This window comes from Musicola paradisiaca NCPPB 2511, assembly GCF_000400505.1.
Classification (GTDB): domain Bacteria; phylum Pseudomonadota; class Gammaproteobacteria; order Enterobacterales; family Enterobacteriaceae; genus Musicola; species Musicola paradisiaca.
Genome location: NZ_CM001857.1, coordinates 1 through 15833, shown reverse-complemented (window position 1 = coordinate 15833; position 15833 = coordinate 1). Strand labels below are relative to the sequence as shown.

The window sequence follows — 15833 nt, the reverse complement described above, 5'->3', positions numbered from 1 at the left end:
CAAAACGGGCTGTAACCGGCTTCGCGCATGATGCAGCGAGACTTACCCGGTCGCAGCAACCGATCACTCCGGCACTACCCACTCCACCCGCGTATGGCCGGTACCTTCCGGCACCAGCACCTGATGCAGCCACGGCAGCAGGCTTTTCATCTGCGCTTCCAGCTTCCACGGCGGGTTGATGACAATCATGCCGGAAGCGGTCATGCCGTGGCGATCGCTGTCCGGCAGCACCGCCAGTTCAATCTGCAAAATTCGGCGGATACCGGTCTCTTCCAGCGCCTTCAACAGACGTTTGATCTGTTGACGCAGCACCACCGGGTACCACAGCGCATATACGCCGGTGGCAAAACGTCGGTATCCTTCCTGGATGCCATCCACCACCGCCTGATAATCGGTTTTCAGCTCATACGGCGGATCAATCAGGATCACACCACGGCGGGCGGCGGGCGGCAGGCGGGATTTCAACTGCAGATAACCGTCCTCGCGTACCACGCGGGCGCGATCATCCCGCGCAAATTCCTGACGCAGCAGCGAGAAATCCGTCGGATGCAGTTCCGTCAGGTTCAACGTGTCCTGCTCGCGCAGCAACTGACGAGCAATCAACGGCGAGCCGGGGTAATAGCGCAATTGCCCGCCGGAATTGTAGGAACGAACCACCTGCAGATAGGCTTCCATCTCCGCCGGGATATCGTCGCGCTGCCAGATCCGACCGATGCCCTCGCGATATTCGCCCGTGCGCTCGGCATGTTCCCCGTGTAGCTGATAACGCCCTGCGCCGGAATGGGTGTCGAGGTAGAGAAACGGTTTTTCCTTTTCTTTCAGCGCGGTGATGATCAGGCTCTGAACAGTGTGTTTCAGCACATCGGCGTGGTTGCCGGCGTGGAAACTGTGGCGATAACTCAGCATAAAGTCGGTTTTCCGATAAAAGCACAGGACGGCACAGTATAAACGCTCCGTGCTGAAATCACCCGTTCATCATGACAAATGGCCCGTCGCACCACGCACGACTGCCATTTCCGCCGCACTTGGTTATATAATTAACTATATAACGATTTACAGCGGGTACACGCACATGAAAAACCACTTTGGCGATGGCATTCTGGCCGGGCTGAACGCCAGCGGCCCTTTATCCGACCACGATATCCGGCGCTACTGCGATGATTTCCGACGCGGTTACGTCTGCGGTTACGCCCATCAGCGCGCTGGCCTGTGCGGCAGGCTGCGAGCGGCGTTCGAAGCCGGCCAGCTCAGCCGCCGTTACGGGTTGCGGCGGGATATCGTCGCGGAGTTCTTCACCGACGTTCAGCAGCCGACGCTGGTGCAATCCTTCTATGACGGCTACGACCAGTACGCATAACGCACCGTATAAACGTTGATGACGGCTTTTCCGGCGCCGGTGATCCTGTTGTGCCCTCAACCATTGATTTTCCCCTGGATACCCCTCATGTTAAGTCATCATCATTACCATTCAGGACTGTGCTATGACCAATCCATTGCTTTCCTCCTTTACCCTGCCGCCGTTTTCCCACATTAAGACCGAAGATATCGTTCCCGCCGTGCAAGCCGCGCTGGATGACTGCCGCAGCGCCGTCGAGCGCGTAGTGGCGCAATCGGGGCCCTTCACCTGGGACAATCTGTGTCAGCCTTTGGCGGAAAGCGACGATCGGCTCGGGCGCATCTTCTCGCCGATAGCCCACCTGAATGCGGTTAAAAACAGTCCGGAGCTGCGTGAAACCTACGAACAGTGCCTGCCGCTGCTGTCCGAATACAGTACCTGGGTCGGCCAGCACGCCGGTCTGTATCGCGCCTATCGCGAACTGCGTGACGGCGCTCACTACGCCAGCCTGAGCGTGGCGCAGAAAAAAGCGGTGGATAACGCCCTGCGTGATTTCGAGTTATCAGGTATCGGGTTGCCGCCGGAAAAACAGAAGCGCTACGGCGAAATCGCCGCCCGGCTGTCCGAACTGGCGTCGCAATTCAGCAACAACGTGCTGGACGCCACCATGGGCTGGAGCAAACTGATCACCGATGTCGCCGAGCTGGAAGGGCTGCCGGAAAGCGCGCTGGCGGCGGCCAAAGCGCAGGCGGAAGCCAGAGAGCAACAGGGTTGGCTGCTGACGCTGGATATCCCCAGTTATCTGCCGGTGATGACCTATTGCGCCAATCAGGCGCTGCGCGAAGAGCTGTATCGCGCTTATGTGACCCGAGCCTCCGAGCAGGGCCCGAACGCCGGCAAATGGGACAACAGCGCCATCATGACGGAGACGCTGGCATTGCGTCACGAACTGGCGCAGTTGCTGGGCTTCGACAGCTTCGCCCATAAATCACTGGCCACCAAAATGGCGGAGAACCCGCAGCAGGTGCTGGATTTCCTGACCGACCTGGCCAAACGCGCCCGTCCGCAGGGGGAAAAAGAACTGGCGCAGTTGCGCGCTTTCGCCAAAGAACACTACGGCGTCGACGAGCTGAACCCGTGGGACATCACCTACTACAGCGAACAGCAAAAACAGCATCTGTACGCCATTAGCGACGAACAATTGCGTCCTTATTTTCCGGAAGCGCGTGCGCTGGCCGGCCTGTTCGAGGTGGTGAACCGCATCTACGGCATCACCGCCAAAGAGCGCATCGGCGTGGATGTCTGGCATCCAGAGGCTCGCTTTTTCGATCTGTTCGCCGAAAACGGCGAGCTGCTGGGCAGTTTCTATCTGGATCTTTACGCCCGCGAGAACAAGCGCGGCGGCGCCTGGATGGATGACTGCGTTGGCCGGCTGCGCAAAGCCGACGGCGACGTGCAAAAACCGGTCGCTTACCTGACCTGCAACTTCAACCGTCCCGTCAACGGCAAACCAGCGCTGTTCACCCATGACGAGGTCATCACGCTGTTCCATGAATTCGGCCACGGTTTGCACCATATGCTGACCCGTATCGATACCGCCGGCGTCGCGGGCATCAGCGGCGTGCCTTGGGACGCGGTCGAACTGCCGAGCCAATTCATGGAAAACTGGTGCTGGGAGCCGGACGCGCTGGCGTTTATCTCCGGCCACTATGAAACCGGCGAGCCGCTGCCGAAAGAGATGCTGGATAAAATGCTGGCGGCGAAAAACTATCAGGCGGCGTTGTTTATTCTGCGCCAGCTGGAGTTCGGCCTGTTCGACTTCCGCCTGCACGCCGAGTACAACCCGGCGCAAGGCGCACAGGTGCTGGCGACATTAGCCGATGTCAAAGCGCAAGTCTCCGTGGTGAAAAGCCCGGAATGGAATCGCTTCCCGCACTCCTTCAGCCATATTTTCGCCGGGGGTTACGCTGCGGGTTACTACAGCTACCTGTGGGCCGACGTGCTGGCGGCGGATGCGTTCTCCCGCTTTGAGGAAGAGGGCATTTTCAACCGTGATACCGGGCAGTCGTTCCTGGAGAATATCCTGTCCCGCGGCGGTTCCGAAGAACCGATGGCGTTGTTCAAACGTTTCCGCGGCCGTGAACCCAAACTGGACGCAATGCTGGAACATTACGGCATTCAGGCATGAAAATGGGTTTGTTGACCGAAGCCGGCGCCGACCCCGAGGCGCTGGCAACGCTGGCCCGGCGCTGGGGTCTGGAAGATGATCCCACATCGACGCTGGCGCTGGTGCTGACGCCGGAGCGCCTGGAACTGCGCAAGCGGGATGAACCGAAACTCGGCGCCATCAGCGTGGATTTCGCTTCCGGCGCCATGGCGCACCGCCGTCGTTTTGGCGGCGGACGCGGCGAAGCGGTCGCTAAAGCCGTGGGCATCAAAAAGGATTACCTGCCGGATGTGGTGGACGCCACCGCCGGGTTGGGCCGCGACGCCTTCGTACTGGCGTCGCTTGGCTGCCGGGTACGCATGGTGGAACGCCACCCGGTAGTGGCGGCCTTACTGGATGATGGGCTGCAACGCGGCTATCAGGACGCCGAGATCGGCGGTTGGCTGCGCGAGCGGCTGACGCTGCTGCATGCGTCCAGCATCGACGCATTGGCGGATATCACGCCGCCGCCGGACGTGGTGTACCTGGATCCGATGTTTCCCCACCGGCAAAAAAGCGCACTGGTGAAAAAGGAGATGCGGGTATTCCAGACGCTGGTCGGCGCCGACGATGACGCCGATGCTCTGCTGGCGCCCGCCCGACGCCTTGCGCGTAAACGGGTGGTGGTCAAGCGTCCCGATTACGCCCCGCCGCTGGCCGGTCTCCCTGCTCAGTCCGCGCTGGAAACCAAAAGCCACCGCTTCGATTTTTATCTGCCTCTGACAGCATAAAATGCTGTACTCTCTGTAGCCCGGTTCTCCACTACATTATCTTTCGTAGCTGCCGGGTTGCCCACATTCACTACTTTGCAGCTCTAAATAGCTTCGCACATTGATGCTTTTCCTCTCATCGTACGAAGCCAGCGACCAACTCACACAAGAGTAGCGCTATTATGCAAAGCTATTTAGTCAGTAAGGCTTCACTTTCTATTTTCGCTACAGACATCCGAAGAGTAACTCAGTTGCTGCTCTCGGTAATTCGAAACTACTACCGGCGGCAAAATTATCGAAAGCATTCACTATCTTTAATAAAAATCAATTTATTGAAAATGATTACCATCATAATATTCCATAAATGTAATTTTTCTTCATTTTTGACAAATACGATATCCTCCTGACATACACCGCGTGTCTCTTCAACCCCAATAAATATGTGAATAACTTATGATCAATATACATCCTTACGATACTTATATTGCTATTGGCTTGATTATCTGTTTTTGGTTTTACTTCAATAAAAACTTCACAGAAAAAAATGCACAAGAAGGCCCAGGGCTATTAATTACTATTGGTATTGGTGCGACATTTTTTGGCATTACCATTGGTTTGCTCTCTTTTGATATGAACGATGTCGAAAAAAGCCTGCCTGAATTAATTAATGGGATAAAAACGGCTTTCGTTGCATCATTCGCTGGTGTTTTTGCTGCACTCATAATAAAAATAAGACACATTTTTATTAAAGTAAATAAAACCGATGATACGTCTGAAGAAGGTGCAACCATCGATGATATCGTCAGACAACTAAAAAAATCTGACACCTCTCTTGATAAACTTCATTATTCATTGGTTGGTAATGAAGAAGCCTCGCTGCTAACACAGCTCAAACTAATACGTACTGACCAGAATGACCAACTCGGAAATTTACATAAAGCATTCATCGAATTTGCACAAAAACAAGCGGAAAACAACTCGAAAGCGTTAATTGATGCATTAAGAGAGGTCATTCGAGATTTCAACGAAAAAATCAGTGATCAGTTTGGCGAGAATTTTAAACAACTCAACGACGCAGTTGGTAAAATAAATGACTGGCAAGAGCAATATCGTCAACAGATGCAAGAGATGATCGAACAACAGAAACAGACAACCATCAACATGCAACAAGCAAGTGAAGGATTTACCCAGATTGTTCAGCAGTCGCAATCATTCGGTCAGGTAGCGGAAGATATTCACAATACCATAGGCATGATTTCAATACTGGAGCAAACATTACGAGAAAACTTGACCTTATTAGCATCCGTCATTGATGCCACTAAAAATGGCCTGCCAGAAATCGAACAGAAAGTGATAGCGATGGTGAGTGATATCAGCAATGGTGCCCAAGCTTCAACCAGCTTGATTACCCAGCATATACAGGATGTATCTCACACACTGCAATCCTCAGCGAATGATTTTAGCTTACAGCTCAATAGCAGTGCCGAAAATATGGCATCTGCGGTAGTGAAGCAAAACTCTGAAATAAATCAAACCATACATGAAATTAGTATTGACCTGAAACAGCAAGTTTCTGACATTGCCAAAGATCTGGTTCATCATCAAGATGATATTACCCAAACACTTAAATTATCAACGAGTCAATTCACTCAACAGCTCAATAGTAGTGCTGAAAATATGGCTCATGCAGTGACTAAACAGAGTAATGAAATGCACCAGGCAGTGCAGAAAACCTCTTCAGAATTAAATCAACTGATTACTGGCCTTGAGCAGGAGCTGACAAAGTATATTCAACGGCATAATGAATCCATTACTGGTCACCTTAGTGAAATGACAAAAAATACGGCACAGCAAGTCACGGTTCTTGATAAAGAACTATCAGAGGCACTCAAAAAATCCCTTGATACGCTTGGACAACAATTAGGATCACTTTCCACCAAATTTGCCCAGGATTACACCCCGCTAACCGAGAAGTTAAAAGAAGTGGTTCGTTTAGCTGAAACACTAAAGGCATAAACCATGGCAAATCGATTATTGGCATCGGCAAAAAGCAGTAAAAGTAAAGAAGACTACTGGATTAGCCTGAGCGATCTCATGACGTCCCTGATGATGATCTTTCTCCTTATTTCATTAATTTATATGATTAAAGTACAGGATATGGTTAAGATCCCAACGGTGTATAAAAATACATTACAGGGCTTAGGCCAGGCATTGCAGCATGAATTTAAAGATGACCTAAAACGTTGGCACGCTACCATTGATGAAGACCTGACGGTACGTTTTCAGGAACCGAATATTTTATTCAACAACAATTCTGCTGATCTTAAACCAGAATTCAAAGCCATACTCGATGAATTTATCCCTCGCTACCTTAATATAATCACTAACCCGAAATACATTGACAATATAGAAGAAATACGCATTGAGGGGCATACATCAACCGTGTGGCGCGCGGGTGTCAGCGAAAAAGAAGCCTATATCCATAATATGGAGTTGTCACAATCTCGAACTCGATCCACCTTAGAATATATTATGAACATGTCTGTCGTTTCCGAACCTGAATCAATGTTTAGCTGGTTCAAAGGGCATGTTCGGGCAATCGGTTTTTCTTCTGCACGACCTGTGGATTCAGAAGGTAAGGTGATTATCAGTGCGGATAAAATAGAAGATCGGGCGCGCTCACAACGAGTCGAATTTCGTGTCAGAACCAATGTTGAACGTCAGGTCGCTAACATCGTTGAAAAAGGAAAGAATACTCATGAATAAATTTCGTGTTGCTGAATTACCCGATTTCCTGAAGGTGAAAAAGCTTAATGAATTACGCCATTCTATGCAGGCGGAAATTATCCCACCCATTTCTGATATAAAAATAAAGACACTGGATATTGATGAACTCCTTGCGACAACAGGCATTGATACCTCTATCGAAGATATAAAAGTAAACCAAGACAACACTTTTGATTACAACAATAAAAAAGTCATTTTACACATTCGAGATGTGAATACCTATGGCAAAGAAATAACATTACCCAAATACCATCTAGCCAATTGTAGAACATTACAAGGAATGTGGAGAAGAAACCGCAGCGGAAGATATGTTGTGGCAACAAGAAGCGACGGTTTATTTATTATTAAACATCTTGATGCATCAGGCACAGAATGGGAAACAAAAGAAACTCGACTTAATGTCTGCAAGTCATGCCTGGAAACGCTAAACTGGAAAGGCTATTCATCAAAAAGCTATCAGGAAAGAATGACTATTTTTAACCAGTTTAGCCTGAAAGAGTTTTTTGAAAAATACCCAAACTCTAAAACCACTTACAGAGCAGAACATACGGATATTTCTGCCCCTACCAATACTTATTCTAATGATTTTAATACCATATCAAAGCAGTATCGAGAATCCATACACTGGCATTGTGAACAATGTGGCATTAACCTTAAAGAAAAAAACTTAAATAAATATCTCCATGTTCATCATCGTGATGGGCAGAAAAATAATAACCAACGTAGTAATCTACAAGCACTTTGCATTGAATGCCATTCAAAACAAGATAATCATGGACACATGAACTCACATCATGATCTGGCAATATTTCTCACACTCAAAGAAGCGTTATAGTCCACAGAAATAACTCTATACATAAAGAACACAACAGGGTGATGACAAGCTCTGTTTATCATTATAATGATTCGTTTTCCTGAATATAATAGAAGAGGGGGAATATAAAAATAATTTAACGCATATCGCGTCATCTTTTGCATTATCGTGACCAGGTCATCGGCATACTGAAAGCTGTACCCAAGTCACGAGATCCTATAGACTCATTTCAAAACTTATTATTAATTAATAAATTATCAAAATAATCATGAAAATGAAAAAGCTACCATTGCTGGCACAGGTTTCCTCCGCCCACTGGGTGAGTCATTTCCACATGATGGTATTGCCGGCGCTGATGCCGCTAATCTCAGCACAGCGCGGCATCAGTTATGTGGAAATCGGCGTCGCGCTGGGCGTGTTCAATGTGGTTTCAGCACTGGTGCAAACGCCGATCGGCTTCGCCGTCGATCGCATCGGCCCACGCCGCACGCTGATCGCCGGTCTGACGCTGGGCAGCTTGTGCTTTCTGTCGCTTAGCCTGTTTACCAGTTATGCCTGGATGATTATCGCCATGGCGCTGGCCGGGCTGGCCAACGCGGTTTATCACCCGTCGGATTACGCCCTGTTGTCGCGCGGAATTGCGGAAAATCGCATGGGCCGCGCCTTTTCGATTCACACCTTTTCCGGTTTTCTCGGTACCGCGGTAGCCCCGGCTATTCTGCTGTCGGTGGCGTCCATCGCCCACATTGCATTCGCGTTTGCGCTGGCCGGCGTCGTGGGGCTGCTGACAGTTCCCCTGTTGCTGAGCGAGCGCGAAGCGCCGGTCGCGGCCGCCAGCCGCAAAAACGCCGCAGCATCCCGCGCCGGTGTCTTCACGCTGCCTGTGTTGGTACTGCTGATCCTGTTTATGCTGCTCAACCTCAGCACCAACTCGATCCAGAACTTCTCCGTTACCGCGCTGGTGAACGGCTACGGCATGCCGCTAACGCAAGCCAATATGGCGTTGACCGCCTTCCTGTTTACCAGCGCCTTCGGCGTGTTGGCAGGCGGTTCGCTGGCGGACAAAACCCGGCATCACGGACTGGTGGCCACCGGCTCGTTGCTTATTACCGCGGTACTGATCGCCGTCGTGGCGGTCTACCCGCTGCCGTCGCCGGCAACCATCCTGATTTTGGGCGTAGCGGGTTTCCTCTCCGGCATCATCGCGCCATCGCGGGATATGCTGGTACGTGCGGTATCGCCAGCCGGCGCGGAAGGCCGGGTGTTCGGCATCGTCACCACCGGTTTTAATATTGGTGGCGCTGCCGGCCCAGTAGCCTTCGGCTGGTTGCTGGATCAAGGTCATCCGTCCGCTATTTTCTGGGCGGCGGTGATGTTTATGGTGATTACTGCCGCGATGGCGCTGGATCAGGAACTGCGCAGCGCCAAACGCCGGGCGCTGGCAACAGAGTAACCATCCGTCTTCCTAGAAACCGGTATTGATCTCGTGCCGAAAGGACATGCTCGACGTCTTAAAACAGCGGTTGCGTCCAATCCTGCAACATTGAAATTTACAGATAATCGGACAGCGCCCAATCAGTTGATGACCACCCCGTTTGCAAGACGCGGTGGTCATCAATAAAAAAACCCGCGGTTAACGCGGGTTTTTCAACATGAGAGCGAGTAATCAAATATCAATATTCGCCGCTTTCAGGGCGTTTTCCTCAATAAAGGCGCGGCGCGGTTCGACGGCGTCGCCCATCAGCGTGGTGAACAGCTCGTCAGCGGCCATGGCGTCTTTCACCGTCACCCGCAACATGCGGCGGCTTTCCGGATCCATGGTGGTTTCCCACAGCTGTTCCGGGTTCATTTCACCCAACCCTTTGTAACGCTGGATCGCCAGACCGCGGCGTGACTCTTTGGTCAGCCATTCCAGCGCCTGTTCGAAACTGGCCACCGGCTGTTTGCGCTCGCCGCGTTCAATGAAAGCACCGTCTTCGATCAAACCACGTAGTTTTTCACCCAACTGATTGATTCTGCGATATTCATTGCCCTGCACAAACGCCAGATCCAACGCATAATCAGAATCCACGCCATGGGTACGCACACGCAGCACCGGCTCATGACGCTCCGGCAGATCGCGGATGACGAAACTGTAAGCGCTGCCGTGCTGTTCCTGCTCATGCAGATGATTGACCAGCGTCTCGATCCACTGCTGCACCTGCGCCCTGTCCTTCAGCAACGCTTCCGTCAACGCCGGTTGGTAAACCAATGCGTTCAGCAACGCTTTCGGATAACGACGCTCCAGGCGATCAATCAGTTTCTGTACGCCCGAGTGCTCGGCCACCAGTTTCTCCAACGGCTCGCCGGCCAACGCGGGGGCATGGGCGTTGGTATGCAGCGTCGCGCCGTCCAGCGCCAGCATGATCTGGTACTGATCCATCGCCTCGTCATCTTTGATGTACTGCTCCTGCTTGCCCTTTTTCACCTTGTACAACGGCGGCTGCGCGATAAAAACATGCCCGCGCTCGACGATTTCCGGCATCTGGCGATAGAAGAACGTCAGCAACAGCGTGCGGATGTGGGAACCGTCGACGTCGGCATCGGTCATGATGATGATGCTGTGATACCGCAATTTATCCGGGTTGTACTCGTCCCGGCCGATACCGCAGCCCAGCGCAGTGATCAGCGTCGCCACTTCCTGCGAGGAGAGCATCTTGTCGAAACGCGCTTTCTCCACGTTCAGGATTTTCCCTTTCAACGGCAGAATGGCCTGATTCTTACGGTTACGCCCCTGTTTGGCAGAGCCGCCTGCGGAGTCCCCTTCCACCAGGTAGAGTTCGGACAGCGCCGGGTCGCGCTCCTGGCAATCCGCCAGTTTGCCCGGCAAGCCCGCCAAGTCCAGCGCGCCTTTGCGGCGCGTCATTTCACGCGCTTTGCGCGCCGCTTCGCGGGCGCGGGCGGCATCGATGATTTTGCCGACCACAATTTTGGCGTCGCTGGGGTTTTCCATCAGGTAATCCACCAGCCGATCGTTCATCAGCGATTCCACCGCCGATTTCACTTCGGACGACACCAGTTTGTCTTTGGTCTGAGAAGAGAATTTCGGATCCGGCACTTTCACCGACACCACGGCAATCAGCCCTTCACGCGCATCATCGCCGGTGGCGCTGACCTTGGCTTTTTTGCTGTAGCCTTCCTTTTCCATGTAGTTATTCAGCGTGCGGGTCATGGCGGCGCGGAAACCGGCCAGATGAGTACCGCCGTCACGCTGTGGAATATTGTTGGTGAAGCAGTAGATGTTTTCCTGGAAACCGTCGTTCCACTGCATGGCGACTTCCACGCCGATACCGTCTTTTTCGGCACTGAAGTAGAACACTTGCGGGTGAATCGGCGTTTTATTGCGGTTCAGATAGTCCACGAACGCCTTAATGCCGCCTTCGTAATGGAAGTGGTCGGCCTTGTTCTCTTCACGCTCGTCACGCAAACGAATGGAGACGCCGGAGTTGAGGAACGACAGTTCACGCAGACGCTTGGCCAGAATGTCATATTCAAACTCGACCACGTTGGTGAAGGTTTCCAGGCTCGGCCAGAAGCGCACCGTGGTGCCGGTGGTACTGGCGTCGCCGACGACGGCCAGCGGCGCCTGCGGCTCGCCGTGTTTGTATTCCTGACGATGAAGTTTACCTTCGCGGCGGATCACCAGCTCCAGTTTTTCGGACAGGGCGTTCACCACCGACACCCCTACGCCGTGCAGACCGCCGGAAACTTTATAGGAGTTATCGTCGAATTTACCGCCCGCATGCAGCACGGTCATGATGACTTCGGCGGCGGACACGCCCTCTTCTTCGTGAATGCCGGTGGGAATACCACGGCCGTCATCCTGCACCGACACCGAGTTATCGGCATGAATAGTAACGACAATATCTTTACAGTAGCCTGCGAGCGCTTCGTCGATAGCGTTGTCCACCACCTCGAATACCATATGATGCAGACCCGTTCCGTCATCCGTATCACCGATATACATCCCCGGGCGTTTACGGACTGCATCCAGTCCTTTTAATACCTTGATACTTGAGGAGTCATAAGAATTCGACATCAACGTTTCTCGCTCATTTAGTCCTGTGATTGAACGGTTATTTTACCCTGTTCCACGCGGAACATCTTGCCATTTTCGCCCACCATGTCGCTAATCTGCTCAGCAGTGATGGCGCTGACGAACACCTGGGCCTGTGTGGCTTTGAGCCGCTCGGCAAGCAGGCGACGGCGGGTACTGTCCAGTTCGGAAGCAAAGTCATCGATCAGATACAGGCACTTCAGCCCGTTCTGTCGGGTGAGGAATTCGCCCTGCGCCAAGCGGAGGGCGCACATTAGCAACTTGAGCTGACCGCGGGATAACATGTCCTCAACCGCTACGCCGCCGGCACGGATGCGAAAATCCGCTTTGTGCGGCCCCAACGCGGTATAACCCAACTGCCTGTCGCGCTCAAAATGACGCTCCAGCAATTCGGCGTAATCACTCTCTTTATCCCAGCCGCGCTGAAAGGAAAAACTTAAGGAAAATTCCGGCAAAAACTGGGCGCAGGTGGAGGCAATATCCGTCGCGATGGCGGCGCTGTACTCGGCGCGCCACTGGCTGATGCGTTCCGCCAGCGGCACCAATTCCTGATCCCAGGCCCTCAGCTGGCCGTAATGGTTTACCTGACGCAAGGCGGCGTTGCGCTGGCGCAACAGCCTTTTGAGGTTGCTCCAGGCCATGAAAAAACCGGCTTCGTTATGAAAGCAGCCCCAGTCCAGAAAAGCCCGGCGATACTTGGGGCCGCCATTGAGCAAAGTGAACCCTTCCGGTGTGATCAGTTGGATCGGCAGCAACTGCGCCAACTCCGCCACTTTGTGGCCGTCACTGCCGTCAATACGTACCGTGCTATCGCCGTCGCGGTTTTTGCTAAGCCCTACGCTTCGTTCCCGCTCAGCACCGGCAATCCGACCGTGCAGGATGAATTCCGCCTGATCGTGGCGAATCACCCTGGCCGCCTGAATGCTGCGAAACGCCCGGCCGTGGCCCAGCGTATAGATGGCTTCCAGCACGCTGGTCTTGCCGCTGCCGTTGGCACCGACCAGAAAATTGAAACCGGGAATCAACGCCAGATCGGCCGATTCGATATTACGAAAATCGCGGATAAGAAGACGGGTCAACGCCATATCACAACCATTTTGCCTGATTTGTAGCCCATGCCGGACGGAGTTGCCCTCAATGCCCGATAACAACACGCCGCACCCAATGGCGCGGCGTGTAACATCAGACGGGTGCAAACCTTGATTACAGACGCATCGGCATCACAACGTAGGCCGCGGCCTGGCTGGCGCAATCCTCAAGCTGCACGCTGGAAGCCGGATCAGCCAGCAACATGCGAACGTCCTCACATTTCAAGGCATTCAGCACATCCAGTACATAACTGACGTTGAACCCGATTTCCATTTCGGTGCCGCCGTATTCCACATCCAGAATCTCTTCCGCCTCTTCCTGTTCCGGGTTGTTGGCGGTAATACGCAACTGGTTCTGGTTCAGGTACAAGCGCACGCCGCGGAATTTTTCATTCGACAAAATCGCTGCGCGGGCAAAAGCCTGCCGCAGCAGATCACAGCTGGCTTCCAGCGTTTTGTCCGGATTTTTCGGCAGTACGCGGCGGTAATCCGGGAAACGGCCATCCACCAGTTTGGATGTGAAAATAAAATCGCCGACGTGGGCGCGAATATTGTTGCTGCCAATCTGCAACTGTAATGGCGTCTCGCCGCCATCCAGCAGACGCACCAACTCCATCACCCCTTTGCGCGGAACAATCACCGAATGGGACGGCAACGGCTGGCCTACCGGCATGGAGCACACCGCCAGGCGATGACCGTCGGTCGCCACGGTACGCAACCCGTCCCCGCTGGTTTCGAACAGCATGCCATTGAGGTAATAACGCACGTCCTGATGCGCCATCGAGAATTGCGTGGCTTCGATCAACCGTTTCAACGTCGCCTGCGGCAATTCAAAAGCCACTTCGCTCTGCCAGTCATCCAGATTGGGAAAATCCGATGCCGGTAACGTGGAAAGGGAAAAACGGCTGCGTCCAGAACGCACCAACATCCGATCGCCTTCCAGCGTAACGGTGATTTCAGCGCCATCCGGCAAGCCGCGGCAGATGTCGAACAGCTTGCGGGCAGGGACAGTGGTGGCGCCCGGCTCATGCGGCTGCGTCAGCGTTACATGCGCCACCATTTCCATTTCAAGATCGGTACCGGTCAGCGACAATCGTCCTTCGCTGACCTGCAACAACAGATTGCCCAGGATCGGCAGCGTCGGCCGGCCGCCCAGCGGGCTGCTGACCTGTTGCAACGGTTTTAACAGATGCTCGCGCTCAACAATAAATTTCATGATGTTATGACGATAAGGTCCGGATTAAATTGGAAAAATCTTCTTTAATGTCGTGACTTTCTTCACGCAGCTGCTCAATTTTACGACAAGCGTGCAGCACGGTGGTATGGTCACGGCCGCCAAACGCATCACCGATTTCCGGCAGGCTGTGGTTAGTGAGCTCTTTGGCCAGCGCCATCGCCATCTGGCGCGGGCGCGCCACCGAACGGGAACGGCGCTTGGATAAAAGATCCGCTACTTTGATCTTATAGTATTCCGCCACCGTCTTTTGAATGTTGTCGATAGTGACCAGCTTTTCCTGCAACGCCAGCAAATCGCGCAGCGCTTCACGCACGAAATCGATGGTAATCGCCCGGCCGGTAAAATTGGCGTTGGCAATCACACGGTTCAGCGCGCCTTCCAGTTCGCGCACATTGGAACGCAGGCGTTTGGCGATGAAAAACGCCACTTCGCCCGGCAGACGGATATCATTCTCGTCAGCCTTTTTCATCAGGATCGCTACGCGGGTTTCCAGCTCGGGCGGTTCGATCGCCACGGTCAATCCCCAACCAAAACGGGATTTCAAACGATCCTCCACCCCATTGATCTCTTTCGGGTAACGATCTGAGGTCAGAATGATCTGCTGATTACCTTCAAGCAGGGCGTTAAAGGTGTGGAAAAATTCTTCCTGCGAACGCTCTTTATTGGCAAAAAACTGGATGTCATCGATCAGCAGCGCGTCCACCGAGCGGTAATAGCGTTTGAACTCTTCAATCGCGTTGTTCTGCAACGCTTTCACCATGTCCTGCACAAAGCGCTCGGAATGCATGTAAACCACTTTCGCATTCGGTTTGCGCGCCATGATGCCATTGCCTACCGCATGCAACAGATGGGTTTTACCCAGGCCGGTTCCACCGTAAAGAAACAGCGGGTTATAGGCGCCGCCCGGGTTATCCGCCACCTGGCGCGCGGCCGCGCGAGCCAACTGGTTGGATTTACCCTCGACGAAATTGTCGAACGTATGTTTGGGATTCACATTGGAGCGATAGGTGTGCTCCGTCGGCGCCGATTGGGTATCCCAGCTGGGCCGCATCAGCGAAGCGGCCCGAACCTGCGGCACCGGCGCGGCAATACTGTTTCCCACCGATGAAACAGGTACTGCGGAAACCGGTTTGCTGCCGACTTCAAAACGCAACAGCGGCGCATCCATTCCACAAAAATCGTTCAGCAATCCATTGATATTATTTAAATATTTATCACGAACCCAATCCAGCACAAAACGATTGGGGGCATAAAGCGCCAGCGTGTTGTCACTCAATTCCGCCTGCAACGGGCGTATCCACATACTGAATTCTGTGGCAGGTAGTTCATCCTGCAAACGGGCAAGACATTGCTGCCAAAGCGAAAGTGACACGGCGGACTCCACTCGAACAAGACACAAATCCAGGAAAAGAAACAGGACGTCGGTTATTACTCATGATTTTAGGCACTGTCTTTCCTTACGCGGGCGCAGGAATGCCTGAAAGTATCACGCATGGAAAGAGCGTGACTACGGTCGATCCCGACACCTGGATCGACCGCAGGACGGCGGATCATAACCT

Annotated in this window: 12 protein-coding genes; 7 read left to right on the top strand and 5 right to left on the bottom strand. The window is 53.0% G+C overall.

The features are described 5' to 3' along the window. Positions 1-63: 63 nt before the first annotated feature. Entirely contained in the window at positions 64-906 is an 843-nt protein-coding gene (locus tag DPA2511_RS00065) for a 23S rRNA (adenine(2030)-N(6))-methyltransferase RlmJ (protein ID WP_012763654.1), read from the bottom strand. Positions 907-1072: 166 nt separating this feature from the next. Between DPA2511_RS00065 and DPA2511_RS00060 the strand changes: the two genes are divergently transcribed. The 7 genes from DPA2511_RS00060 to DPA2511_RS00030 all read left to right on the top strand — a co-directional run bounded on the left by DPA2511_RS00060 (position 1073) and on the right by DPA2511_RS00030 (position 9306). Then, on the top strand, positions 1073-1357 hold the full coding sequence (locus tag DPA2511_RS00060; RefSeq protein WP_012763653.1) for a DUF2623 family protein: 285 nt from the start codon (positions 1073-1075) through the stop codon (positions 1355-1357). 124 nt (positions 1358-1481) lie between these two features. Next, positions 1482-3524, top strand: coding sequence for an oligopeptidase A (prlC, locus tag DPA2511_RS00055; protein WP_012763652.1), 2043 nt, complete (start codon positions 1482-1484; stop codon positions 3522-3524). Next, positions 3521-4273, top strand: a complete 753-nt coding sequence (gene rsmJ / locus DPA2511_RS00050; RefSeq protein WP_023638076.1) for a 16S rRNA (guanine(1516)-N(2))-methyltransferase RsmJ — start codon at positions 3521-3523, stop codon at positions 4271-4273. The genes prlC and rsmJ overlap by 4 nt, the downstream gene beginning before the upstream one ends. A gap of 432 nt (positions 4274-4705) precedes the next feature. After that, complete coding sequence (locus DPA2511_RS22285; RefSeq protein ID WP_012763650.1) at positions 4706-6268, top strand: hypothetical protein; 1563 nt, start codon at positions 4706-4708, stop codon at positions 6266-6268. A 3-nt stretch (positions 6269-6271) separates the two neighbouring features. Next, the gene (locus DPA2511_RS00040) at positions 6272-7018 is read left to right on the top strand and encodes an OmpA/MotB family protein (protein WP_012763649.1); all 747 of its coding nucleotides are present in this window, start codon (positions 6272-6274) and stop codon (positions 7016-7018) included. Continuing rightward, positions 7011-7874: an HNH endonuclease gene (locus DPA2511_RS20775; RefSeq protein ID WP_012763648.1), complete on the top strand. Its 864-nt coding sequence runs from the start codon at positions 7011-7013 to the stop codon at positions 7872-7874. Before DPA2511_RS00040 ends, DPA2511_RS20775 begins: the two co-directional genes overlap by 8 nt. 247 nt (positions 7875-8121) lie before the next feature. Continuing rightward, entirely contained in the window at positions 8122-9306 is a 1185-nt protein-coding gene (locus DPA2511_RS00030) for an MFS transporter (protein WP_012763647.1), read from the top strand. A gap of 213 nt (positions 9307-9519) precedes the next feature. Here the strand turns inward: DPA2511_RS00030 and gyrB are convergent, their stop codons facing one another. The 4 genes from gyrB to dnaA all read right to left on the bottom strand — a co-directional run bounded on the left by gyrB (position 9520) and on the right by dnaA (position 15646). Continuing rightward, positions 9520-11931 (bottom strand): DNA topoisomerase (ATP-hydrolyzing) subunit B, encoded by a 2412-nt coding sequence (gene gyrB, locus DPA2511_RS00025; protein ID WP_012763646.1) that lies wholly within the window; start codon positions 11929-11931, stop codon positions 9520-9522. Positions 11932-11948: 17 nt separating this feature from the next. After that, on the bottom strand, positions 11949-13034 hold the full coding sequence (gene recF, locus DPA2511_RS00020) for a DNA replication/repair protein RecF (protein WP_012763645.1): 1086 nt from the start codon (positions 13032-13034) through the stop codon (positions 11949-11951). Positions 13035-13152: 118 nt separating this feature from the next. Beyond that, positions 13153-14253 carry a DNA polymerase III subunit beta gene (dnaN, locus tag DPA2511_RS00015; protein WP_012763644.1) on the bottom strand — a complete coding sequence of 367 codons (1101 nt, stop codon included), beginning with the start codon at positions 14251-14253 and terminating at the stop codon, positions 13153-13155. A 4-nt stretch (positions 14254-14257) separates the two neighbouring features. Next, entirely contained in the window at positions 14258-15646 is a 1389-nt protein-coding gene (gene dnaA / locus DPA2511_RS00010; protein ID WP_012763643.1) for a chromosomal replication initiator protein DnaA, read from the bottom strand. Between the last annotated feature and the right edge of the window lie 187 nt (positions 15647-15833).

Bases quoted from the DNA above. Each gene is read 5' to 3' on its own strand.
- DPA2511_RS00030 (WP_012763647.1), top strand. From the start codon at position 8,122: ATGAAAATGAAAAAGCTACCATTGCTGGCACAGGTTTCCTCCGCCCAC.
- dnaN (WP_012763644.1), bottom strand. From the start codon at position 14,253: ATGAAATTTATTGTTGAGCGCGAGCATCTGTTAAAACCGTTGCAACAG.
- rsmJ (WP_023638076.1), top strand. From the start codon at position 3,521: ATGAAAATGGGTTTGTTGACCGAAGCCGGCGCCGACCCCGAGGCGCTG.
- gyrB (WP_012763646.1), bottom strand. From the start codon at position 11,931: ATGTCGAATTCTTATGACTCCTCAAGTATCAAGGTATTAAAAGGACTG.
- DPA2511_RS20775 (WP_012763648.1), top strand. From the start codon at position 7,011: ATGAATAAATTTCGTGTTGCTGAATTACCCGATTTCCTGAAGGTGAAA.
- recF (WP_012763645.1), bottom strand. From the start codon at position 13,034: ATGGCGTTGACCCGTCTTCTTATCCGCGATTTTCGTAATATCGAATCG.
- DPA2511_RS22285 (WP_012763650.1), top strand. From the start codon at position 4,706: ATGATCAATATACATCCTTACGATACTTATATTGCTATTGGCTTGATT.
- DPA2511_RS00065 (WP_012763654.1), bottom strand. From the start codon at position 906: ATGCTGAGTTATCGCCACAGTTTCCACGCCGGCAACCACGCCGATGTG.
- prlC (WP_012763652.1), top strand. From the start codon at position 1,482: ATGACCAATCCATTGCTTTCCTCCTTTACCCTGCCGCCGTTTTCCCAC.
- DPA2511_RS00060 (WP_012763653.1), top strand. From the start codon at position 1,073: ATGAAAAACCACTTTGGCGATGGCATTCTGGCCGGGCTGAACGCCAGC.
- DPA2511_RS00040 (WP_012763649.1), top strand. From the start codon at position 6,272: ATGGCAAATCGATTATTGGCATCGGCAAAAAGCAGTAAAAGTAAAGAA.